A 22139-nucleotide genomic window follows, 5' to 3' on the forward strand; every position below is an offset into this window, starting at 1 on the left:
CGGCTTCGGCCGCGCGCGCACCCGAAAGACAAAATCGTTGGGTCGGAATCAACGCTGGCTGGGGTTGAAATGCTTCTTCAATCCTTGCCAGCACGTGTAGTAGTCGGCCTGCAACTGGGCCGACTTCGCCGCATACGGCGTCGGGCGGATCACGGCCGGGGTCTCGAACATGAAGGCCATGGTATCGCTGATGTGGTGCGGCTGCGCAGTATCCCCGGTGGTGGCCTTGGCGAAGGTCTCGGCATCCGGGCCGTGACCGGTCATGCAGTTGTGCAGGCTGGCGCCGCCGGGTGCGAAGCCATCGGCCTTGGCGTCGTAGACGCCCTCGACCAGGCCCATGAATTCGCTGGCGATATTGCGGTGGAACCAGGGCGGGCGGAAAGTGTTCTGCGCCGCCAGCCAGCGCGGGCCGAAGATGACGAAATCGATGGTATCCACGCCCGGCGTGTCGGAGGGGCTTTGCAGCACCAGGAAGATCGACGGATCCGGGTGGTCGAAGCTGATCGAGCCGATCGTGTTGAAGTGGCGCAGGTCGTACTTGTACGGCGCGTAGTTGCCGTGCCAGGCCACCACGTCCAGCGGCGAGTGCCCGATCGATGCGCGCCACAGGTTGCCCTGGAATTTCGCCACCAGCTCGAAATCGCCTTCGCGATCCTCATACCAGGCGTGCGGTGTCAGGAAGTCGCGCGGATTGGCCAGGCCGTTGGAGCCGATCACGCCCAGGTCCGGCAGGCGGAACAAGGCACCGTAGTTCTCGCAGATATAGCCGCGCGCTTCGCCGTCCGGCAACTCCACACGGAAACGCACGCCGCGCGGCACTACCACGATCTCCTGCGGCTCCACGTCCAGCACGCCCATCTCGGTGGCCACGCGCAGCCTGCCCTGCTGCGGCACGATCAGCATTTCGCCGTCGGCGTTATAGAAGAAGCGATCCGTCATCGACCGGTTGGCCAGATACAGGTGGATGCCGCAACCCGACATGGCCTCCGGGCTGCCGTTGCCGGCCATGGTGACGATGCCGTCGACAAAGTCGGTCGGCTCGGTGGGCATGGCCGGCGGGCTCCAGCGCATCTGGTTGGGCGACGGCTGCACGGCATCGAAGCGGCTGACGATGCGCGACTGCTCGACCAGCGTGAACGGCTCGTGCATGGCCGCCGGGCGGATGCGATAGCACCAGCTGCGCCGGTTGTGCGCGCGCGGCGCCGTAAAGGCGGTGCCGGAGATCTGTTCGGCATAGAGGCCATAGGGCGCGCGCTGGGGTGAGTTCTGCGCCACCGGCAATGCACCGGGCAAAGCCTCGGTGGCAAACTCGTTGGCAAAACCCGACTGGTAGCCGGGCGTACCGTGGTCCGGCGCTTTGCCCGGAACGTTCAGTTGCGTCTGCGTCATGTCTTGTGTCTTCCTCTTGCGCTTACGATTTACGATGGCTCTTGGTTTCTTGAAATGCGGTTGGGCGCAGCGTCAGGCTGCGGCCGCCGGGTCGGTGGCGGGCTGGACGACAGCCCGTGCGAGCACGCCCGCACGGGCGAGCTCCATGGCTTCCTGCAGGATGGCAAGGTCGCCGATGTGGTTGGCCAGCAGCAGGATGAGCTGCGCGTTGGCGGACTGGCTCTGGGCGTCTGACAGGTCGCGATGCATGTCGATCAGCGCCTCGTAGAAGTCGTCCGGCCGGGTCAGGTTGGGTTCGGTGTTCAGCGGCATCCGCATGTCTCCCTAACGTCTCAGGCCACGGCCGTGGCCGCGGCAATACGTTCGTCACCGGCGGCGCCGTCTTCCTGCCAGCCGAGCGCCCGCCGCAGCGCGGCTTGCACGCGGCCGGCATCGAATCCCCGCCAGCGCGCGCATACGTGCTGGTCAGGCCGCAGCAGGTAAACCGTGCCCGGCCGCCCGTCGTAGCGGCGCGCCAGCAGGCCTTCGCTGTCTTCAATCAAGCGTACGCCGGCGGGTGCGCCGGGCGTCTCGCCGCCACCTGCCGGGACCACGCACAGCACTGCCAGCCGGACCGGTCCGCAAGCCAGCGCCTGCAAGGCGGTCAGCGCCGGTGCCGGCAAAGCGCCCGCGTCCGCGAAGACCATGGCGGTGAACTGGCTGCCCAGCTGACGCAAAAGCCACGCGGCCTGGCCGTCCACCTTCACCGGCGCATCGGCGCACGACGTGCCTGGCACCATCAGCCCCGTGAACTTCGCCTCGCCCTGCTCGTCGGCCGCATCCGGCGTATTGAGCAGGGACGCGTGCAACACCGCCGGCACCGACAGCCGCCCGCTGTTGACGAGCTGGCGGGCAAAACCATGCTGCCGCGCCAGCGTCAGCACGGCGTCGCGGAAGACGCGGCTTACGGGTGTCTTGGGCGTGATGAAATCGGTAGAGCGAGTCGAGTGGCGGATATTCTCGTCGGCGGCGTGCTCGCGCTCGCTGGCGTAGCTATCCAGCAAGGCATCCGGCGCGCTGCCCGCCAGCACCAGCCCGAGCTTCCAGGCGAGGTTTTCCGCATCCTGCACGCCGCTGTTGGCGCCACGCGCCCCGAAGGGGGAAACGCGGTGCGCGGCATCGCCCGCGAACAGCACGCGGCCATGGCGGAAGCTATCCATGCGCTGGCAGGAGAAGGTATAGACACTGACCCACTCCAGTGCAAATTCAACACCATCTCCCAGCAACGCCTGGATGCGGGGGATCACCCGTTCCGGCTGCTTTTCCAGCTCGGGATCGGCGTCCCAGCCAAGCTGGAAATCGATGCGCCAGACATTGTCCGGCTGTCGATGCACCAGCACCGACTGGTTGCGGTTGAACGGCGGATCGAACCAGAACCAGCGCTCGCTCGGGAAGGGCGCCGCCATCTTCACATCGGCAATCAGGAAGCGGTCATGGAAGACGCGCCCCTTGCTTTCCAGGCCCATCGCATGGCGGACCGGGCTGCGTGCGCCGTCGGCCACCACCACGTAGCGGGCCTGCAGGGCATAGTTGCCATCGGGCGTTTCCACATCCAGCATCACCACGTCGCCATCTTGCGTGAGGCCCGCCACGCGATGCTTCCAGCGGATCGCCAGATTGGCCAGTTCGGCCGCGCGCTCCACCAGAAAACCTTCCACATAGTATTGCTGCAGGTTGATAAAGGCCGGCCTGCCATGCCCGCGCTCGGGCAGCAGGTCGAAGCTGTAGACCAGCTCCCGGTCGAAGAAGATCTTGCCGACGTTCCAGCTCACGCCCTTGTCCACCATGCGCTGGCCGCAACCTAGGCGGTCGAAGATTTCCAGCGTGCGCTTGGCGAAGCAGATCGCACGAGAACCAGCGGACAGCGTGCAGTCGTCGTCTAGCAGCACGACAGGCACACCCTGCTGGGCCAGGTCGACTGCCGTGGCCAACCCGACCGGGCCGGCCCCGATCACCACGACGGGATGGACCGGATGGCCACCGGCACTTGGCCGCGGCGCACTCTGCTCTGCGCAAGGCTGGTACGCAAAGGTACAGGCCTGGTAATTGGTTTCCATCTTGTCTCCATCCTCCAGCCATGACCGCTGGCGCGGTTCTCTTGGCAACGCAGCGGGTGGCCGCACTGCCGGCATGCCATCCCCCGGCCGCGCGCTACTCCTGCAGCGCCGCCCACATATCCTTGTCACGCTGCGCGGTCCAGATACGCGGATGCTTGATGCCGCTGGCCTCGTCGTAGGCACGCGCCACGTCAAAGGGCAGGCAGTGCTCGTAGATAAAGACCTGCCCGAACTTCTCGTCCATCGCAGCGCGGGTATGCGCCATGGCGCCCTTCAGGTCGAGCTTCTGCGCCACGGCTTCCTTGCCTCGCTGCAGCAGCGTGCTGACGAAGTCGCGCGTATAGTCCAGGCCGCGCCCCACCAGTTCGGGATCGGTCAGCGCCGGGCCACGGCCGGGGATCAGCGCCACCGGGTCCAGTGCGCGCAGCGCTTCCAGCGTAGCCGGCCATTCCTCGAGCTGCGCGTCGCCGCAATAGCAGGCTGCGTCGTACTCGACGAGGTCGCCGGAAAACAGGATCTTCTGCGACGGAATCCACACCACGGTATCGCCTTTGGTGTGACCGGCTCCGAGGTGCATGACCTTGACTTCGAGCGTGCCCAGGTACAGCGTCAGCTCGCGCTCGAACACCACGTTGGGCCAGGTCAGTCCAGGCACGGTCTCGACACCCGCGAACAGGCGCGGGAAACGCTCAATCTCGGACTTCATGTCGTCTTCGCCGCGCTCCACGATCATCTCGTAGGTACCGCGGCTGGCGATCACGTTTTGCGCACCTTCCCTGAAGTAAGCCGAAGCGCCCAGCACCCGCACTGCGTGATAGTGCGACAGCACCACATGCTTGATGGGCTTGTCGGTAACGGCGCGGATGCGGGCAATCAGGTCCTGCGCCATTGCCGGCGTAGCGGTTGTGTCCACGATCAGCACGCTGTCGTCGCCGATGATCACGCCGGAATTCGGGTCGCCTTCCGCGGTATACGCGTAAGCGTTCTCCGACAGTTTGGTGAAGGTGACCTGCTTTTCCTGCAGATCCGCCTGCGATGCAAAGGCCTTGCTCATGGCTGCTCCTGTCTCGTTCTTTCTAGTGGAACCGGCGCCTGACGGGATGCAGTGCCGCCTTGCCGCCAGCCGGCAGGCAGGCAGCACCGCAGGGGACAGTGGCGCCCGGTGAATCACACCGCCGGTGCGCTTCCAGCATTCTGGCGGGCTGGTAGCATCACTCGAAATTACACAATCCGTAATTCATTTACCATATCGTAATCCCAGCCTGCGGACGTGTCAAACCCGCATCCTGCTCGCAGACCGGCTGACGGCCGCGAAACCCGGATGGCTCAGGCTTCTAGGTTAGGCGTGAAATACAGCGACGGGAGCATGACGCGACACGAGACAGCACATGACGAGGCGCTGCGCGGAGATGCTCAGGCGCATATGGAGAACACGGGGAAAACGCCGCGAGGGCGGCGGGCAATAGCAGGCAGGCCAGCCACGGCGCAGGGGCCGAAGCCGTCAAAAGAGGGCAAGCGTCAGCCAGCCTGGCATGGCACCAGGCCATGCCAGGCTGGCGGGCAAAACTCCTTCAGCGGGCACATGGGGGTGTGCCCGCTGAAGGTATGGCAAGCGTGCGCCGGCCCGTCCCGAAAGCGGGACCAGCACAAACACTCAGGCTGGCTTGTGACCTTCGCCCGGGCCCGACGCGAAGCCCGTGCTGACCGGGGTGGCCGGTGCAGGGCTGGTGGCGGCGGTGGGTGTCGCGGCAGGCGCCTGTCCGGCCATGGAAGCGGCCGTGACGCCGCCATTGCGGCTGGCAATAAATGCGTTGACGTCTGCTGCAAGATGCTGGGGAGCCAGCACCACTTCCAGGCCCAGCGCCTCGCAAGCCGCTAGGAAAGTCGACATGCGGGGGTCGGCTTGACCCGATTCGGCCCGCAAGTAAGCTTCCCGGGAGATCCCGGCCTTACGGGCGACGTCTTCCTGCTTGAGCTTTCGCGCTCGGCGCAACGCCCGCAGTTGCCGGAACGGTTCGCTAGCGCCTCTAGGCACGGCTGTACTGTTCATGTCGGTCTCCAGTCACCAGTGAAAAAAAAGTGCGCGGACGTGCATTCGAGTATAGAGCACGCAAAGCGTTCCGTATGTAATCAGCGCAACACTTTGTGCAGATTTCTTGAGAGTACCCGAAGCAGGCGTATCCACGCCTGTCAATAGGTCCAATAAAGCACAATTATCTGCCTCCGTGGTGACATAACGGACGGCCGGGATTTAGGTTGACGAGAGCGCACTAACACAATATTGACAAACCGACCGGTCGTGCTATTCTCGTCGAATGCAAAAAGGTCAACTCACCCGCACAGCCATCATCGAGCAAGCCCTGGACACGGCCGCGCAGGTCGGGTTCGAGCAGTTGTCGCTCGCCACGCTGGCGGCCGACACCAGTATGTCGAAAAGTGGGTTGTATGCCCACTTCAAGTCCAAGGAGGCATTGCAGGAAGCCGTCCTGGGGTTGGCCCTCGAGCGTTTCTCCGACGTCGTCATCCGGCCGGCCATGCGCCAGCCGAGGGGCACGCGACGGGTGCAAGCCCTATTCGAAGGCTACATGCACTGGCTTGGCGGACCCGTCAACAGGGGCCGCTGCCTGTTCATGGCGCTGGGCCAGGAATACCGCGACCGCCCAGGCACCATCAGGGATCAGGTGGTGCAGTCGCTGAAGGACTGGCACAGCCTCATTGCCCGGGCCGTGACCGACGCCATCGAGGAAGGCGACCTTTCCCCCGCGCAAGACGCGCGGCAGTTCGCCTTCGAGATGGTCGGCATCGGCATGTCGTTTCAGCAGTCTTTCAAGCTGCTGGGCCGTGAGGACACCGAAATCATGGCGCGCCGCGCCTTCGAAGCCCTGCTCAGGCGTGCCGAGGTGGCGCAACCGGAGCGCAAGTAGCGCGGCACTTACGGGAACGCCTGCGAGACGCCGCGACGCTGCATGAGATAAATCAGGGCGAAATACGGGACGACCGGACGTCGTCTTTTTTTGAAATAAAAAATAGCACGACTGGTCGGTCTTATCGGATGCCATGGCCCCCGAAACCGCAGACCCTGCTCAGGACATTGTAAATTTTTGCTGGAGGTACCCGCCGTGACGCAAGCGACTTACCCATCCACGAAAACCCGGCAAGCCGCGCCGGTACAGAGAACCCCAATGCGCTGGGCCCGCCTTGGCTGGCAACTGGCCGGCCTCCTCTACCCCGCTGGCGCCGCGCGCGCGCTGGAACGCGCCTGGTTCCGCCCACCCCATGGCAAAGGCCCCGACGGCGCGGGCCGGGAGTTGCTTGCCCGTGCCCGCGTTGACTGGGCATTGGTGACCGGCCAGGGAGCGAGCCGGCGTGTGCGTGTCTATCGCTGGGGCAGCGAGGGCCCGACGGTGTTGCTGGCCCACGGCTGGGGCGGCCATGCGGCGCAATGGCAGCCCCTGGTCGCGCCGCTGCTGGCCGCAGGCATGCGCGTGGTGGCCTTCGACGCGCTATCGCACGGCGGCTCCGACGCGGGCGCGCGTGGCACCGGCCAGAGCTCCGTCGTGGAAATGTCGCGCGCGCTGCTGGCCACGGCGTGGCACGCCGGACCGGTCCACGCCGTGATCGCGCATTCGCTCGGCAGCGCCGCACTGGCGCTGGCCGTGCGCGAAGGCCTGTACCTGCAGGCTGCCGTGATGATCGGCCCGCCGGCGGATATGCACAACGCCGCCGCGGCCTTGGCCTGGCAGTTGGGCATTGGCCCAGGTGTGCTCGCCCGCATGCAGCGCAGCAGCGAGCGTTGGCTGGGCATGCCGTGGTCCGCCTTCAACGTCCCGGCGCTCGGCAACGCCCTGCCGGTACCGCCGACCCTGGTGATCCACGACCGCCAGGACAAGGAAGTGGGTTGGGAAAACGGTGCAGCGATTGCCGGCGCCTGGCCCGGTGCGCAACTGATAACCACGGACGGACTCGGGCATCGCCGCGTGCTGCATGACGCAGCGGTAATCGCGCGCACCGTGGCGTTCATCGGCGGCGCTGCCGGCACATTGTCCCGCGGTGTGCCAACGCGCATGGCCCAGGTCGAGGTCCATGCCTGAGTCTGGACCGGCCAGACTCGCGCGAAACTTACCCGCCTCGGCAATTCGGCGCCGCAATCCTGCCAGCCAAGTGGGTATGTGGCACGCCACATACCCACCATTGGTGGTTGGGGGAATTTTCTGGCGGTTAATTGCTTATTAGAGAAAAAATACTGGCCTGCGCGCCAGGGCGTGCCGGCCAGTTCCCGGTTGCCGGGCATTCCGCCCGCCAGCCTCGCCTCAGAACCCTTCCAGCACCAGCTTGCCTATCGTCTGCCCGCTCTCCAGGATGGCGTGGGCCCGGCGCAGGTTGGCCGCATCGATACGCCCGAGGTGTTCCCCCAGCGTGGTCTCCAGCTGGCCGCCATCGACCAGCCGCGCTACCTCGTTAAGCAGGCGGTGCTGCTCGACCATGTCCGGCATGCCGAACATCGAGCGGGTGAACATGAACTCCCACACAAACGTGGCGCTCTTGCTCTTCAGGTCGCCCACGGCCAGTTCGCCGTTGTTCTCCACGATCGAGCAGATCTTGCCTTGCGGGGCGATCACGCTTGCCATGGCGCCAAAGTGGCGGTCGGTATCGTTGAAGCAAAGGATGTAATCGACTTCGGCAAACCCGAGGCTGCGCAGTTGCGCCGGCATGTCGCCGCGATGGTCGATGGTGTGGTCGGCACCGAGCCTGCGGCACCAGGCGGCCGACTCGGGCCGCGACGCTGTGGCGATGACGGTCAGCCCCGCCAGGGTCTTGGCCAACTGGATGCCGATGGAGCCCACGCCCCCTGCCCCGCCGATTACGAGCACGGAACGCCCCGCGTGCTCGCCCCGGGGCGACACACCCAGGCGATCGAACAAGGCTTCCCAGGCCGTGATCGCGGTCAGCGGCAAGGCGGCGGCGTGGGCAAAGCCTAGCGAGGCGGGCTTATGGCCGACGATGCGCTCGTCGACGAGGTGGAACTCGCTATTGGCGCCGGGCCGGGTAATGCTGCCGGCGTAGAAGACTGGATCGCCCGCCTCGAACAGCGTCACATCCGGCCCGACCGCGGCGACCGTGCCGGCGGCATCCCACCCCAGGACGCGCACGGCGGGCTCCACCTTGTCTTTCGGGGCCCGTACCTTGGTATCCACGGGATTGACTGAAATCGCCGCCACCTTGACCAACAGGTCACGGCCTTCGGGCACGGGGGTTGCGATCTCGACATCGACCAGGGATTGCGGATCGTCGATCGGAAGATAACGGGTCAGGCCAACAGCTTTCATTGCAGGGCTCCATCGAGCAGGTTCTCGGCGGCGCGGGACCGCGCCATGACCATAGCGTAGTCCTGTCTGCCCGCATTGATTAGCCGGAAAATACAACAATCAATTTCCCGAAAATCCGGAAAATGGCAAGGCGTCGCCCTATCGCGTCATCCCCGGAATCGTCCCCGCCAGGATCTGCCCGCCTCCGTAGCTGGACTGCCGCGGCATCTCTCCGCCCAGCGTCATCCGGATCGCGCAGTACTTGAACTCCGGGATCTTGCCGAAAGGATCCAGCGCCGCATTGGTGAGTTTGTTGATGGCGGCCTCGTAGTAGCAGAACGGCACGAACACGGCACCGCGCGGGGTGCCATCGTCCGCCCGCGCGAACAGCGATACCTGCCCCCGGCGCGAAGCCAGCGTCACCAGGTCGCCGGGCTGGCCGCCGAGCGCGGCGAGGTCGAGCGGATGCACCAGCGCCACCGGTTCCGGCTCGATCGCGTCCAGCACGCCGGCGCGCCGCGTCATGCTGCCGGTGTGCCAGTGCTCCAGTTGCCGCCCGGTGATCAGCACCGTCGGGTATTCCTCGTCGGGCCGCTCGGCGGCGGGAATGATGTCGGCGGGCACGAAGCGGGCCTTGCCCGTCGCGGTGGGAAACGCGTCGGTGAAGATCACGGGCTCGCCGGGATCGCCTTCGGCACGGCAGGGGTAGGTCACCGCGTTCTCGCGCTGCAGGCGCTCCCAGGTAATGCCGCCGATGCTGGGCATGGCGTGGCGCATCTCATCGAACACATCGGCCACGCTCGCGTACGGCCAGTCCAGCCCAAGCCTGGCCGCCATCTGCTGGATGATCCACAGGTCCTGGCGCGCCTGCCCTGGCGGATCGATCGCCTGGCGCCCGAGCTGCACGGTGCGGTCCGTGTTGGTAAAAGTGCCGGTTTTTTCCGGAAACGCCGATGCCGGCAGCACCACGTCGGCCAGGTAGGCCGTCTCCGTCAGGAAGATATCCTGCACCACCAGGTGGTCCAGCGCCGCCAGCGCCTCGCGCGCATGGCGGGCGTCGGGATCGGACATGGCCGGGTTCTCGCCCATGATGTACATGCCGCGCACTTCGCCGCGCTCGATGGCCTGCATGACTTCGACAACGGTCAGCCCCGGCTGGTGGTCCAGCGGCATGCCCCACAGCGACTCGAAACGGGTAATGGCCTCGGGATCGTCGACGCGCCGGTAGTCCGGGTACATCATCGGGATCAGGCCGGCGTCCGAGGCGCCCTGCACGTTGTTCTGCCCGCGCAGCGGATGCAGCCCCGTGCCCGGCCGGCCGATCTGCCCCGTCATCAGCGCCAGCGCGATCAGGCAACGGGCATTGTCGGTGCCGTGCACGTGCTGGGAGATGCCCATCCCCCAGAGGATCATCGAGGCTTTGGCAGTGGCATACATGCGCGCCACATAACGGATGGTGTCGGCATCGATGCCGCAGATGGGCGCCATCGCCTCCGGGCTGTAGGCGGCCACGTTGCGCAGCAGTTCGTCGTAGCCGATGGTGCGGCTGGCGATGAACGCCTTGTCGACCAGTCCTTCATCCACGATCACATGCATCATCGCGTTGAGCAGCGCCACGTCGGTATCGGGCTGGAATTGCAGGAAACGATGGGCGAAGCGGGCCAGGTCGGAGCGGCGCGGATCGGCCACGATCAGCCTGGTGCCGTTTTTCACCGCGTTCTTGATCCAGCTCGCCGCCACCGGATGATTGACGGAGGGATTGGCGCCGATCACGATCACTACCTCGGCGCGGGCCACATCCATCACCGGGTTGGACACCGCGCCCGAGCCGATCCCTTCAAGCAGCGCCGCCACCGACGAGGCATGGCAAAGCCGCGTGCAATGGTCCACGTTATTGCTGCCGAAGCCGGTGCGCACCAGCTTCTGGAACAGGTAAGCCTCTTCGTTGCTGCCCTTGGCGGAACCGAAGCCGGCCAGCGCGCGCTTGCCGTGCGTATCGCGAATGCCGGCCAGCTTGCCGCTCGCGAGCGCGAGCGCCTCTTCCCAGCTGGCTTCGCGGAATACGTCCATCACGCGTTCGGGGTCCATCACGAAATCGCCGCGCTTGGGGACACCCTCGCGCCGCACCAGCGGCACGGTGAGCCGGTGCGGATGCTGCGCGTAATCGAAACCGTAACGGCCTTTCACGCACAGGCGCTTCTGGTTGGCCGGGCCGTCGCGTCCCTCGACAAACAGGATGCGGTTGTCCTTGACGTTGTAGGTGAGCTGGCAGCCCACGCCGCAATACGGGCAGACCGACTCCACCTGGCGATCCGGCACCGGCAGCGCCGCGTCGCGCGCGGGCATCAGCGCGCCGGTCGGACAGGCCTGCACGCACTCCCCGCAGGCCACGCAGGTGGAAGCGCCCATCGGATCTTCCATGTCGAACACAATCGCGGCGTGATCGCCGCGAAAGGCCAGGCCGATCACATCGTTGACCTGCTCGTCGCGGCAGGCGCGCACGCAGCGGGTGCACTGGATGCAGGCATCGAGATTGACGGCGATGGCCGGATGGGACAAGTCCGCCGGCACCGCGGCGCGCGGCGCAAAGCGCGGCTTTCCGACTGCCAGCCGCGCGGACCACTGGTCCAGTTCGTTGTTGCGCGTGTAGTGCGCTTCGGGCATATCGGACTGCAGCAACTCCAGCACCATGCGCTGCGCGCGCACCGCGCGCTCCGAGCCGGTCTCGACGTCCATGCCCTGAGCCGGGTAACGGCAGCAGGACGGCGCCAGCACGCGCTCGCCCTTGATCTCCACCATGCAGGCGCGGCAGTTGCCGGCGGCGTCCAGGCCGTCCTTGTAGCACAGGTGCGGCACGTCAAAGCCCTCGCGCTGCGCCACCTTGAGCAGGCTCTCGCCGGGCCTTGCGGAAACTTCCCGGCCATTCAGGCGGAACGTCACCGTGGTGCCGGAGGAGGCTTCGACTTGCGCACGTTCGGCGCGGGTCAGTGCATTCATATCGTCCTCGCGGCTCAGGCCAGTTCCTGGGGGAAATACTTGATCACGCAGTCCACCGGGTTGGGCGCGGCCTGCCCCAGCCCACAGATCGAGGCGTCGCGCATCACCGCGGACAGGTCCGCCAGCGCGGCCAGGTCCCACTTCGGCTGCCCGATCACATCCAGCGCCTTGGTGGTGCCCACGCGGCATGGCGTGCACTGGCCACAGGATTCGTGCTTGAAGAAATGCATCAGGTTGCGCGCCACGGCAATGGCGCTGTCCTGCTCGGAGAACACCACGATAGCGGCTGAGCCGATAAAGCAGCCGTAGGGCTGCAGCGTATCGAAATCCAGCGGGATGTCGCCCAGCGACGCCGGCAAGATGCCGCCGGAGGCGCCGCCCGGCAGGTAGCCGTAGAAAGCGTGGCCGTCCTGCATGCCGCCGCAGTACTCCTCGATCAGTTCCCTCACGGTGATGCCCGCCGGCGCCAGATGCACGCCCGGCCGCCTCACCCGCCCCGACACCGAAAAGGAGCGCAGGCCATGCCGGCCATTGCGCCCCTGCGCGGAGAACCATTCCGCGCCCTTCTCCAGGAGCTCGCGCACCCAGTAGAGCGTCTCGAAGTTGTGCTCCAGCGTGGGCCGGCCGAACAGGCCGACCTGCGCCACGTAAGGCGGACGCAGCCTGGGCATGCCGCGCTTGCCTTCGATCGATTCGATCATGGCCGACTCTTCGCCGCAGATATACGCACCGGCGCCGCGGCGCAGCTGGATTTCAGGCAAACCCGGCACCGGCGGATCGGCATGCAGGCGGCGCAGTTCCTCACCAAGCACCGCCCGGCAACCGGCATACTCGTCGCGAAGGTAGAGGTAGATCGCCGAGACCTGCGTCACTGCGGCGGCGATCAGCATGCCTTCCAGGAAGCGATGCGGATCCCGCTCCAGGTAGACGCGATCCTTGAAGGTACCTGGCTCGCCCTCGTCCAGGTTGACCACCATCAGGCGCGGCGCCGCCTCGGCCATCACGATGCGCCATTTGCGCCCGGTGGGGAAACCCGCGCCGCCCAGCCCGCGCAGGCCGGAATCCTCCATCGTGCGAAGCACGGATTCGCAATCGCGCTCGCCCGCGGCCAAGTCCCGCAGCAACTGGTAGCCGCCCTGCGCGCGATAGTCGTCGTAGCCCAGATAGGCTTCCGGTTCATGCCGCACGGCGCGCGCGGCCACCGTGCCGGCAATGGCTGGCGCGCTGGCGAAATCGACGGGATTCTGTCCGACCAGCGCCGCGGGCGCGCGCTCGCACCGGCCGATGCACGGCGCCGCCACGATCCTGACCTCGCTGCCCAGCAGGGCCGGCAACCTGGCGAGCAGGTCGCGGGCACCCGCAAGCTCGCAGGCGATGCCTTCGCACACGCGCACCGTCACGGCCGCCGGCGGCCGGATCGCGCCATCCGGATCCTCGCGCACCACGTCGAAGTGGTGATAGAAAGTGGCGACCTCGTAGACCTCGGCCTGCGACAGCCGCATCTCGTGCGCCAGTGCCACCAGGTGCGGGATGGCGAGCTGGCCGTAATGGTCGTTGATGGCGTGCAGGTGTTCGATCAGCAGGTCGCGCCGGCGGGAGGCATCGCCCAGCAAGGCTCTCACCTCAGCCAGCGCGGCCGGATCGGCCTGCCGCCCCTTGGGTTGGCGGCGCTTGCGCTGCTTGCCGATATCCTGGACCGCGATGGGAATGACGACCTGGTTCATGGCAATCTCGGTGACTGTCGCTCGTGGGTGCCGAATGGCAGTTGGGCAAGCGCTTGACACGCTTGCCCGCCGCTCTGGTTTTATCTTGCCGTGCCCGCCCGGCAGCCGCGCTGCCGGGTTCCGGCGGGGCGGGCGGGACGTCGCCTTCGATCATATCCCTATTCCCGCCACGCGCAGGCAAGCTACAGCCGGCCCAACGCGCCTCTCAGGTGAGGTCCTCCGGCACCGCGCGGTATCCCATCGGCGCCGCGGTATTGGCATGCACGTACTTCCGGGCGTGCGCCTGCCGCATCGGCTTGAGCACGAACAGGGCGAGAAAGGCGGACAGCCCTGCCATGCCGGACGCAAGCATGAAGACCGCGTGCCAGTCGCCGGTGGCGGCGGTGATGACGCTGGAGAACGGCACCAGCAGCGCCGCCGTGCCCTTGGCGGTGTATAGCAGCCCGGCATTGGTGGCAGCGAACTTGGGACCGAAGGTATCGCCGCAGGTCGCCGGGAACAGGCTGTAGATTTCACCCCAGGCGAAGAACACGGCGCCGGTCAGTACCACGAATGCGATGGGATCCTGCCCGTACCTGGCCAGCAGCAGGATGCCGACCGCTTCGACGGCAAAGGCCAGGCACATGGTGTTCTCGCGGCCGATGTTGTCCGAGATCCAGCCGAAGAACGGACGGGTCAGGCCATTGAGCACGCGGTCGATGGTCAGGGCAAAGGTCAGGGCCGGCAGCGTGAGGCCGAGCAGCGAAACCGGCACGCCATCCAGCCCGAAGTCCTTGGCGATCGGGCCGAGCTGCGCGGTAGCCATCAGGCCGCCAGCCGCCATCATCACGAACATGGCGTACATCACCCAGAAGATCGGCGACGACAGGACCTGGCGCGGCGAGGCGTTGTAGGCGGCGGTCTTGACCGCGCTCGTGACCTGGTTCAGCACCTTGGCCGAAGGCGGATAGAGCGCCATGCCCAGGAAGAACACGATCAGGCCCTGGCCCAGCCCGAACCACAGGAAGGTGGCCTCATAGCCGCTGCTCTTGATCATGTTGGCGATCGGCACCACGGTGAGCGCCGAGCCCGCGCCAAAGCCGGCAGCGGTGATCCCCGCTGCCAGCCCGCGCCGGTTGGGGAACCACTTGAGCGCGTTGCCCACGCAGGTGCCATAGACCGCGCCCGCCCCTACCCCGCCAACCGCCGCCGCGAAGTAAAGCATCGGCAGCGACGAAGCCACGGAGTTCAGCGCCCACGCAATCGCGCACAGCAGGCCGCCACCCACCACCACGGGACGCGGGCCGTACTTGTCGACCAGGTAGCCCTCGATCGGCACCAGCCAGGTTTCGGTGACGACGAAGATGGTGAATGCCACCTGGATCGCGGTGCGGCCCCAGTGGTACTTGTCGTCGATCGGATTGACGAACAGCGTCCAGCCGTACTGCATATTGGCGATCATCGCCATGCAGATCACGCCAAAAACGAGCTGTACCCAAGGTGAGGCAAAGCGTGATTCGGGCGCGTTTTGCTGATGTTCCATTGGTGTCTCCTTACGGCGGGCAGGGCCGCCTTATGTGGAAAGGGCGTCTTCGGACACCTCTTCGGGATGGCGCTCCTGTGCGCCATCCCAGATACTGCGGTCGTTTCAGTGCTATACAGTATGTGATATATCAATATAGTCAAGACGCTTTTAGGCGACTCGGAATCCACTGAAATCGTGTGGCAAGCGCCGCGGCGGCGCACCAGAAAGCGGCACGCAGGTTACTCGTGCGCCACGCGCATCAAAGCAGGCGGCCACGCCAGGATGGCCTGCTGACGGATCAATGACTTAGAGCGCCGCCCCACATCAATGGGGCGTGGGGAATAGCGGTAATCGCAATCGGAAACGGGGCGTGCAGAGTGCTCGGGCCCAAAGCATCAAGACCCACCCTCGGGAAAGTCCCTAGATAAAGTCAGGCTGGCGAACGGGTGAATGTGCTGAATGTCTGGCTCTTCAGGAAAGAAGAGCGGAGAGGCGCAAGCTTGATGCATACGCGTGCCTGTAGCACAGGCTGCGTTCAGACCAGTGCGCAAGTAGCGGCGGTCGCAACCAACCGGCACGCCAGGACATCGGACCGAACAAAGTGGAAAACGGAACCCGGGGTGGCTCTGCAGACAAGCCAAAAGGCTTACTTGGCGGGTAGGGCCTCAACCAAAGCGTAGTGGCAGCGATCGGCAGCCGGGCTCCGCCAATCACACCACGCCAACATCAGGCGCGGGCCAGCTGAGGTTGCACGCTCACGCCGGTTGCGGCGGGACTGGCGCGGCCAACACCGGCAGTTTCCTGCGACGCGCCGAGGCCAGCAAATCGACCGTGCTCCTGGGCGCGGACCAGCACGAGGGTCGGCACGCGGGTGGCGATCAGGAAGGTAACACCGACGCCAAGCGAAACCAGGCCAAGGGCGAAACCGAGAAGAAGAGCGCTGTCCATCAGAAAACTCCAGTAAGGATGTTGGGTAGGAGTTTTCATTATATGCTGCGGCGCACTATGTGTAAATATCCTGTATGTAATATATCAATGAAAGTTTTGCATCTCCGCAACAGTCCCTGTGCCGCTACCCGCAGGGGGCGGCCGCTTCGCCCTACCCCACCCGCGCCACCAACGCCTGCTCATACTCCATCCCCCGCAGCGCATCCCAGATAGCGGCAGCATTAGGCTTGAGCGAACGGCTCTTGCGCCGCACCAGCATCACCGAAGACGTGACCTGCGGCCGCAATGGCCTCATCACCGCAGCCGGGCTCAAGCCAGCCGAATTGGCCCGCGACGGCACGATCCCGATGCCCAGCCCCAGCGCCACCATGCCGAAAATCGCAGCGAAATGCCCCAGCGCCTGCAGCGACCCCGCCCGCACGTGATAAACGCCAAACGCCTGCTCCACGGCCGGCTGGATCCCAGAGTGCTGGTCCAGCATCAACACATTGGCATCGTTGAGATCGCCCCACCCTACCGTCTCCCGCGAGGCAAGCGGATGCTGCGACGGCAGCACGGCATGAAACGGATCCGAACACAGCGCTTCGCAATAAAGATCGCCGCCCGCCTCCGGATTGGTGGAGATGCCGAAGTCCACCTCGCCGCTACGCACGCATTGCAGCACGGACTCATGCGAGCGGTCCTTCAGGCAGATGCCAATCCCTGGCCATGCCGCGCGGCAACCCGCCAGCCAGCCTGGCAGCGACATCGACGACAACACCGGATCGGACGCAATCTGGACCGTGCCCTGGCACGGCTTGCCAGTACCCTGGCTCTCGCGCAGCGTCTGCTCGACTTCTTCGATCAGGTGGCAGATGCGCTGCGACAGGTGCTCGCCGGCATCTGTGAGTTCGACCTGGCGCGTGGTGCGGTCGAACAGCCGCTGGTCGATCTCGTCTTCCAGCTCGCGCACGCTGCGGCTGATGGCGGACTGCGTGAGTCCAAGCTCGGCTGCGGCGCGGGTAAAGCTCTTCTGTCGCGCCACGGCGGCAAAGGCCTTCAACTGCGGAAGCGAAATATTCATGATTACCCCTTCTGTATGCATGATGCGCGGCGAACAGCCTTGCGTTGCCCGGCGCGGCGCATCGTGATGGCAATCGGGCCCGGAATCGCTTGACGCGGTCCGGGCCCGGCCGGGGATTCAGTCGCTCTTGCGGGGGGATAGTCCCGCGAGGTAGGCCGGGCTGTCGGCCGCCGGCACCAGGGACTCGACATGCCCGGTGATAAACCGCCTTCGCATCGGGGCCAGCACGAACTTGGCGGACAGTCCGGCGGCGATGGTCACGGCCGCCGCTACCGTAAAGACCGCGTCCCACCCACCCCGCGCCGACAGGACCGAGGCCAGCGGCACCAGCATCGCGGCCGTGCCCTTGGCGGTGTACAGGGTGCCCGCGTTGGCCGCAGCGAACTTGCTGCCAAAGGTGTCGGCGCACAGCGCGGGAAAGATCGAGAAAATCTCGCCCCAGAACAGGAAGGTGAGTGCCGCGAACGTCATGAACCAGTACGGGTTGTGGCCGAACTGCATCAGGCCGAGCAGCGACAGCCCCTCGCCGATGAAGATAAAGAACATGGTGTTCTCGCGCCCGATGCGGTCCGAGATGAATCCGCACAGCGGCCGCGTCAGGCCATTGCACAGGTTATCGATCGACAGCGTCATGGTAAGCAGCGGCAGCGTGAATCCCAGCATCGTCACCGGCATCGATGCGAAACCGAAGTCCCGGGCGATCGGTCCCAACTGCGCGGTGGCCATGATGCCGCCCGCCGCTACCGCCACAAAGGACGCATAGATGACCCAGAACACAGGCGTCTTGACCATCCGCCCCGGCGTAAACTCGATGGGATTGGTCAGCACCGCCTTGGCGGCCACGGCACCGGCGGGCGGACGCGGCTTGACCAGCAGCAAGGCCATCAGCAGGATGCAGACGCCTTGCAGGATGCCGAAAGTGATAAAGGCGTGCTCGTAGCCGGAGCGCTGGATCATGTTGGCGATGGGGATCACGGTGAGCGCCGAGCCCGCGCCGAAACCGGCAGCGGTCAGGCCGGCGGCCAGCCCGCGCTTGTCCGGAAACCACTTGAGCGCGTTGCCCACGCAGGTACCGTAGACGCCACCGGCGCCGATGCCGGCAATCACCGCCGCCAGGTAAAGCTGCGGCAGGCTCGTCGCATAGGCGTTGATGACCCAGGCCAGCCCCGCGCACAGCGCGCCGCCCGCCACCACCGGACGCGGCCCGATCTTGTCGACCAGCCAGCCTTCCAGCGGCACCAGCCAGGTCTCGGTCACGATGAAGATGGAAAAGGCCACCTGGATGGCGGACTCGCCCCAGTGATGCTTGGCATTCATCGGGCCCACGAATAAAGTCCAGCCATACTGCAGGTTCGCTACCAGCCCCATGCAGACCACACCGATTGCCAGCTGGAACCAGCGATTTCCAAGCCAGCCCGAACGGCCCGGGGCCGCGATATTTTCATGCGCCATGTCGTGTCTCCTGCATAGTGCGTATCGCGCTCTGCGGCGCGACGGGTAGGCTTCTCTGTGAGGGGGAGCCCTTGGTCACTACTTGATTGAGCGCGCCTGACATTGCGGCACGTGCATCCGTGGACTGATGCTAGTTCAAACTAAGTTCGGCTAAGCATAAAGTTTTTTATTATGATCATTTACGATCCTTTATAGATTGGACGGATGAGTGCATGAAGAACGCGACGCTACGCCAACTCAAGGTTTTCGAGACGGTTGCCCGGCACCTGAGTTTTTCGCGGGCGGCGGAAGAGCTACACCTGACGCAGCCGGCGGTATCGACGCAGGTGCGGCAGCTCGAAGGCCATGTCGGACTCCCGCTGTTCGAACAGCTCGGGAAGAAGATCTACCTCACGCCGGCCGGGATTGAAATGCTGCACTACAGCCGCAGCATCATGCAGCAATTCCGCGAAGCGGAAGACGCCATGTCGCAGCTCAAAGGCATCTCCGGCGGGCGGCTCAATGTGGCCGTGATCAGCGCAGGCGATTACTTTTTTCCGCGGTTGCTGGCGGAGTTCATGCAACGGCATGCCGGCGTGACGCTTAATCTCGCAGTGCACAATCGCGAGGAATTGCTGCACCAGCTTGCCGGCAACCTGACCGACCTGGCGGTGATGGTTCGCCCGCCGGAAGGCATGGACACCATCAGCGAATCGTTCGCGCCCCACCCCTATGTCATCGTTGCCGCGCCCAACCACCGCCTGGTGGGCGAGCGCAACGTCCCGCTCGCGGCCCTGGCAGACGAAGCCTTCGTCGCGCGCGAGAAAGGGTCCGACACCTGGAACTCCATGCAGGAAGGCTTCGCCGGACGCCTGTCCAACCTGCGCATCGCCATGGAGATCAAGAGCACCGAAACCATCAAGCAGGCCGTGATCGCCAACATGGGCATCGCCTTCCTGTCGGCGCATACCGTGGGGCTGGAACTGCAGACAGGCAATCTCGCCGTACTGGATATCGAGGGGTTCCCGGTGATGCTCAACTGGTATGTGGTGCACCGCAAGAACAAGCGGCTGCCACCTGTGGCGCTCGCCTTCAAGCATTTCCTGATGGAAGAAGGTGCCAGCCTGATCCAGCGCATCACCGGCGTGGACAGCCTTATCAAGCATAAACAATAGGTTATGGTTATTCAGTTAAACTTTAATTATCGTTAATTGATCGGCGAACCTATCCTCAGCTCAGGCCCACCTTTGATAGCCGCCCGAGGAGTCCGATCATGAACCAGGTCCAGTTCGAAGCCCGCCCCGCCGCCCATGCCGACGCCGGAGCCCCGCGCGCCCACGACGAATCGCAACTCGCAGCCTACAACGCCGCATTCACCGAGCTAGGCCTGCGCTTTCGCTGGGACAGCGAGATGTACGCGTGGCTGTGCGGCATCGAATGCGAACAGAGCCGGATCGCGCGCTATATCGAGCAGTACCACGCGCACCTGCTCAACGCCTACGATGCTGATTTCCTCAGCCGCCTGATTCTCGACAAGAAGTGCGATTACCTTCGCGCGATGGGCCAGAAAGCCAACTGAGACATCGGAAGCGCGAGAGGACGCGGCAGGAAGAATGGGCGCGGGAAAGCGCCCTATTCTCCTGCCGCGTGCCGTATTGCGGCCGCGCCATGGCGCCAACGCGGACGCGCCTCCTGGACCACGGCTACAGCCATCCGCGCGCGCCGAATGTGCGCCAGCGCACTTCCGCCAGCGAACGTGGCGCGCTATGGTCTGCCCACTACGCACTAGAACGGAGACTGGCATGGGACAGAACATGTTCGAAGCCGGCGCACCAGCCGGTGCCCGCGCTCAGCGCCGCGAGGGGACGTTCGCCAGCTCCCGTGCGCTTGCATTGCAGAACTGTCCGATCGAACCCTCCTGGATCCGTACCGGTGCCCCGCGGACGCATGCCGCCCAGCACTCTGGCGCGATCGATGGCCTGGCATCCACCAATATCTGGGAATGCACCACCGGCACCTTCGAGTGGTACTACGGCTGGGAGGAAACCGTGTTTATCCTGGAGGGCCAGGTGAAGGTCACCAGCCCGGGCGGCCAGGTACATGTGCTCAAGGCCGGCGACATCGGCTATTTCCCCGCCGACACCACCTGGCTGTGGGAAGTCGATGACTATGTGCGCAAGATTGCCTTCTGCCGCAAGCATGTGCCACTGGTGCTGAATGTCCCCCTGCGGGTTCTTGCACGGCTGGGGCTCGGCCGCCGCCTGCGCAAGGCATGCAACGCATTGCACAGGCTGGCCCGGCGCATGCGGCTGCGCGACACCTCCGCCCTGACCCTGCTACTGATACTGCCGCTCTGACCCCTGCCCGGCGCGGGCCTTGCCCGTGCCCGCGCGCCCGCTCAGCCGCGCATGTGGTTGACCAGCGAACCGATGTCCTCAATCGTCACATCGACCACGGCGCCATCCTTCATCGAGCCGACACCGAGCGAAGTGCCGCAGGCGATCACGTCGCCAGGCATCAGCGTGAGATCCTGCGAGATCAGGCTGACCTGCTGCTCGGGCGAGAAGATCAGGTCCGACAGCGGGTAGTTCTGCCGCTCCGCCCCGTCCAGCCGCGTCACCACGCCGCGGCACGCCAGTTGAAATCCGTGACGATGGCCGGCCCCAGGCAGCCGAAGGTATCGAAGCCCTTGGCGCGGCACCATTGCGGGAAACCGGGATCCTCGGCAATGATCTCTCCGGCGGTCACGTCGTTGACCACGGTATAGCCAAAGATATGCGAGGCGGCATCTTCCGGCGACACGTTGCGGCAACGGCGCCCGATCACGATGCCCAGCTCGCCCTCGTAGACGATCTTGCCCCCGTAGCTGCGCGGCCGCAGGATGGCATCGCCCGGGCCCGCCACCGAGCTCGCCGGTTTGATCAGGAACAGCGGGTGCGCCGGCACCGGTTTTTCCAGCTTGCGCGCCAGCGCATGGAAGTTGTCCATAGCGCCACGATCTTGCCCGGGTCGCACGGGCTCAGCAGGCGCAGCCCCTCGCGCGGCAAAGTCGCACCGGTGGGTTCCGGCCGTGCGTAGCCGGGGCCGTCGTACTCGATGACATGATCCTCCTCAATACGGCCAAAACCGATCTCCCCGTCCCCGGTCTGGAAGCGAATCCACGTTTGCACAGTCAACTCCTCCGGCGGGCGCGGCATGCTGCCCGCGCCCACCCTTGTCCCGCATTGTCGAAAGCCGGGCCCGCACGCGGCGAGCCCGGCCTTACCGCTGGGTCTAGCTGCACCTGCACGCCGACGATATTGGCGTTGGGGTCGTACTTCTTCGCATTCCCAGACAATGGTCAGGTAGCCGCGTTCCACATCCGCGGCGCTCTTCAGGCCCACCAGCACGCCGCCGGCCTCGGTCTTGTGCAGGATGTCGCGCGAGACGATCTTGAGCACTACCGGCTATCCCATCTTGTCAGCCAACTCGACTGCGCCGGTCGGGGTCCTGGCCACGCCCTCGCCCGGCACCGAGATGCCGTAGGCGTCGCACACCAGCTTGCCTTCGGGCGCAGTCAGTGCATTGCGGCCTTCTTCCTTCACGGCGGCGAGGATCTTCCGCACCGCGTCCTTGTTGTGTGCCATGTCAGGTCTCCATCTGTTCATGGATTGCGTAGGGATGAGCCGGTCCGCGCCCTTG

General features: G+C 65.4%; 17 protein-coding genes and 2 pseudogenes. 5 read left to right on the forward strand and 14 right to left on the reverse strand.

Annotated features, from left to right (window positions below):
- Positions 1-48: 48 nt before the first annotated feature.
- The 5 genes from hmgA to ACZY0R_RS01950 form a co-directional block, all read right to left on the reverse strand.
- A complete protein-coding gene (gene hmgA / locus ACZY0R_RS01930) occupies positions 49-1389 on the reverse strand; it encodes a homogentisate 1,2-dioxygenase (protein ID WP_488856884.1) in 1341 nt (446 codons plus the stop codon).
- A 72-nt stretch (positions 1390-1461) separates the two neighbouring features.
- Positions 1462-1701: a DUF2783 domain-containing protein gene (locus ACZY0R_RS01935; protein WP_045236832.1), complete on the reverse strand. Its 240-nt coding sequence runs from the start codon at positions 1699-1701 to the stop codon at positions 1462-1464.
- 20 nt (positions 1702-1721) lie between these two features.
- A complete protein-coding gene (locus ACZY0R_RS01940) occupies positions 1722-3485 on the reverse strand; it encodes an FAD-dependent oxidoreductase (protein WP_488856885.1) in 1764 nt (587 codons plus the stop codon).
- Between the two features lie 94 nt (positions 3486-3579).
- Positions 3580-4539 (reverse strand): MBL fold metallo-hydrolase, encoded by a 960-nt coding sequence (locus tag ACZY0R_RS01945; protein ID WP_488856886.1) that lies wholly within the window; start codon positions 4537-4539, stop codon positions 3580-3582.
- Positions 4540-5139: 600 nt separating this feature from the next.
- Positions 5140-5535 carry a helix-turn-helix domain-containing protein gene (locus ACZY0R_RS01950; RefSeq protein WP_081862071.1) on the reverse strand — a complete coding sequence of 132 codons (396 nt, stop codon included), beginning with the start codon at positions 5533-5535 and terminating at the stop codon, positions 5140-5142.
- A 265-nt stretch (positions 5536-5800) separates the two neighbouring features.
- Between ACZY0R_RS01950 and ACZY0R_RS01955 the strand changes: the two genes are divergently transcribed.
- Complete coding sequence (locus tag ACZY0R_RS01955; protein ID WP_045236795.1) at positions 5801-6409, forward strand: TetR/AcrR family transcriptional regulator; 609 nt, start codon at positions 5801-5803, stop codon at positions 6407-6409.
- Between the two features lie 258 nt (positions 6410-6667).
- Positions 6668-7576 carry an alpha/beta fold hydrolase gene (locus tag ACZY0R_RS01960; protein WP_488856887.1) on the forward strand — a complete coding sequence of 303 codons (909 nt, stop codon included), beginning with the start codon at positions 6668-6670 and terminating at the stop codon, positions 7574-7576.
- 219 nt (positions 7577-7795) lie between these two features.
- Here ACZY0R_RS01960 and ACZY0R_RS01965 read toward each other — a convergent pair whose 3' ends face one another.
- From ACZY0R_RS01965 to oxlT (ACZY0R_RS01995), 7 genes are all read right to left on the reverse strand, one after another.
- The gene (locus ACZY0R_RS01965; protein ID WP_488856888.1) at positions 7796-8812 is read right to left on the reverse strand and encodes a zinc-binding alcohol dehydrogenase family protein; all 1017 of its coding nucleotides are present in this window, start codon (positions 8810-8812) and stop codon (positions 7796-7798) included.
- A 138-nt stretch (positions 8813-8950) separates the two neighbouring features.
- Positions 8951-11788: a formate dehydrogenase subunit alpha gene (gene fdhF, locus ACZY0R_RS01970; protein WP_488856889.1), complete on the reverse strand. Its 2838-nt coding sequence runs from the start codon at positions 11786-11788 to the stop codon at positions 8951-8953.
- A 14-nt stretch (positions 11789-11802) separates the two neighbouring features.
- Positions 11803-13512: an NADH-ubiquinone oxidoreductase-F iron-sulfur binding region domain-containing protein gene (locus tag ACZY0R_RS01975; protein WP_488856890.1), complete on the reverse strand. Its 1710-nt coding sequence runs from the start codon at positions 13510-13512 to the stop codon at positions 11803-11805.
- A 205-nt stretch (positions 13513-13717) separates the two neighbouring features.
- Positions 13718-15034, reverse strand: coding sequence for an oxalate/formate MFS antiporter (gene oxlT / locus ACZY0R_RS01980; RefSeq protein ID WP_488856891.1), 1317 nt, complete (start codon positions 15032-15034; stop codon positions 13718-13720).
- 708 nt (positions 15035-15742) lie between these two features.
- Positions 15743-16003, reverse strand: coding sequence for a hypothetical protein (locus ACZY0R_RS01985; protein ID WP_488856892.1), 261 nt, complete (start codon positions 16001-16003; stop codon positions 15743-15745).
- A gap of 112 nt (positions 16004-16115) precedes the next feature.
- The gene (locus ACZY0R_RS01990) at positions 16116-17027 is read right to left on the reverse strand and encodes a LysR family transcriptional regulator (protein WP_488856893.1); all 912 of its coding nucleotides are present in this window, start codon (positions 17025-17027) and stop codon (positions 16116-16118) included.
- Between the two features lie 117 nt (positions 17028-17144).
- Positions 17145-18479: an oxalate/formate MFS antiporter gene (gene oxlT, locus ACZY0R_RS01995; protein WP_488856894.1), complete on the reverse strand. Its 1335-nt coding sequence runs from the start codon at positions 18477-18479 to the stop codon at positions 17145-17147.
- 212 nt (positions 18480-18691) lie between these two features.
- Here oxlT (ACZY0R_RS01995) and ACZY0R_RS02000 point away from each other — a divergent pair, with 212 nt between their 5' ends.
- From ACZY0R_RS02000 to ACZY0R_RS02010, 3 genes are all read left to right on the forward strand, one after another.
- A complete protein-coding gene (locus ACZY0R_RS02000) occupies positions 18692-19633 on the forward strand; it encodes a LysR family transcriptional regulator (RefSeq protein ID WP_488856895.1) in 942 nt (313 codons plus the stop codon).
- Positions 19634-19731: 98 nt separating this feature from the next.
- Positions 19732-20037, forward strand: coding sequence for a LysR family transcriptional regulator (locus ACZY0R_RS02005; RefSeq protein ID WP_488856896.1), 306 nt, complete (start codon positions 19732-19734; stop codon positions 20035-20037).
- Between the two features lie 223 nt (positions 20038-20260).
- Positions 20261-20815 (forward strand): cupin domain-containing protein, encoded by a 555-nt coding sequence (locus ACZY0R_RS02010; protein WP_488856897.1) that lies wholly within the window; start codon positions 20261-20263, stop codon positions 20813-20815.
- A gap of 41 nt (positions 20816-20856) precedes the next feature.
- On the opposite strand, the pseudogene ACZY0R_RS02015 reads toward ACZY0R_RS02010, so the two are convergent.
- Together ACZY0R_RS02015 and ACZY0R_RS02020 are read right to left on the reverse strand one after the other, a co-directional pair.
- Positions 20857-21628: pseudogene (locus ACZY0R_RS02015) on the reverse strand (fumarylacetoacetate hydrolase family protein).
- Positions 21629-21735: 107 nt separating this feature from the next.
- Positions 21736-22084, reverse strand: a pseudogene (locus ACZY0R_RS02020) (acetate--CoA ligase family protein); the annotation flags it as partial.
- Between the last annotated feature and the right edge of the window lie 55 nt (positions 22085-22139).

This window comes from Cupriavidus sp. F041, assembly GCF_057814235.1.

Excerpts from the sequence above, each read along its gene's own strand:
- fdhF (WP_488856889.1), bottom strand. The coding sequence starts at position 11,788 with ATGAATGCACTGACCCGCGCCGAACGTGCGCAAGTCGAAGCCTCCTCC.
- ACZY0R_RS02005 (WP_488856896.1), top strand. The coding sequence starts at position 19,732 with ATGAACCAGGTCCAGTTCGAAGCCCGCCCCGCCGCCCATGCCGACGCC.
- hmgA (WP_488856884.1), bottom strand. The coding sequence starts at position 1,389 with ATGACGCAGACGCAACTGAACGTTCCGGGCAAAGCGCCGGACCACGGT.
- ACZY0R_RS01985 (WP_488856892.1), bottom strand. The coding sequence starts at position 16,003 with ATGAAAACTCCTACCCAACATCCTTACTGGAGTTTTCTGATGGACAGC.
- ACZY0R_RS01940 (WP_488856885.1), bottom strand. The coding sequence starts at position 3,485 with ATGGAAACCAATTACCAGGCCTGTACCTTTGCGTACCAGCCTTGCGCA.
- oxlT (WP_488856891.1), bottom strand. The coding sequence starts at position 15,034 with ATGGAACATCAGCAAAACGCGCCCGAATCACGCTTTGCCTCACCTTGG.
- ACZY0R_RS02000 (WP_488856895.1), top strand. The coding sequence starts at position 18,692 with ATGAAGAACGCGACGCTACGCCAACTCAAGGTTTTCGAGACGGTTGCC.
- ACZY0R_RS01975 (WP_488856890.1), bottom strand. The coding sequence starts at position 13,512 with ATGAACCAGGTCGTCATTCCCATCGCGGTCCAGGATATCGGCAAGCAG.
- ACZY0R_RS01945 (WP_488856886.1), bottom strand. The coding sequence starts at position 4,539 with ATGAGCAAGGCCTTTGCATCGCAGGCGGATCTGCAGGAAAAGCAGGTC.
- ACZY0R_RS01990 (WP_488856893.1), bottom strand. The coding sequence starts at position 17,027 with ATGAATATTTCGCTTCCGCAGTTGAAGGCCTTTGCCGCCGTGGCGCGA.
- oxlT (WP_488856894.1), bottom strand. The coding sequence starts at position 18,479 with ATGGCGCATGAAAATATCGCGGCCCCGGGCCGTTCGGGCTGGCTTGGA.
- ACZY0R_RS02010 (WP_488856897.1), top strand. The coding sequence starts at position 20,261 with ATGGGACAGAACATGTTCGAAGCCGGCGCACCAGCCGGTGCCCGCGCT.
- ACZY0R_RS01955 (WP_045236795.1), top strand. The coding sequence starts at position 5,801 with ATGCAAAAAGGTCAACTCACCCGCACAGCCATCATCGAGCAAGCCCTG.
- ACZY0R_RS01965 (WP_488856888.1), bottom strand. The coding sequence starts at position 8,812 with ATGAAAGCTGTTGGCCTGACCCGTTATCTTCCGATCGACGATCCGCAA.
- ACZY0R_RS01960 (WP_488856887.1), top strand. The coding sequence starts at position 6,668 with ATGCGCTGGGCCCGCCTTGGCTGGCAACTGGCCGGCCTCCTCTACCCC.
- ACZY0R_RS01935 (WP_045236832.1), bottom strand. The coding sequence starts at position 1,701 with ATGCCGCTGAACACCGAACCCAACCTGACCCGGCCGGACGACTTCTAC.
- ACZY0R_RS01950 (WP_081862071.1), bottom strand. The coding sequence starts at position 5,535 with ATGAACAGTACAGCCGTGCCTAGAGGCGCTAGCGAACCGTTCCGGCAA.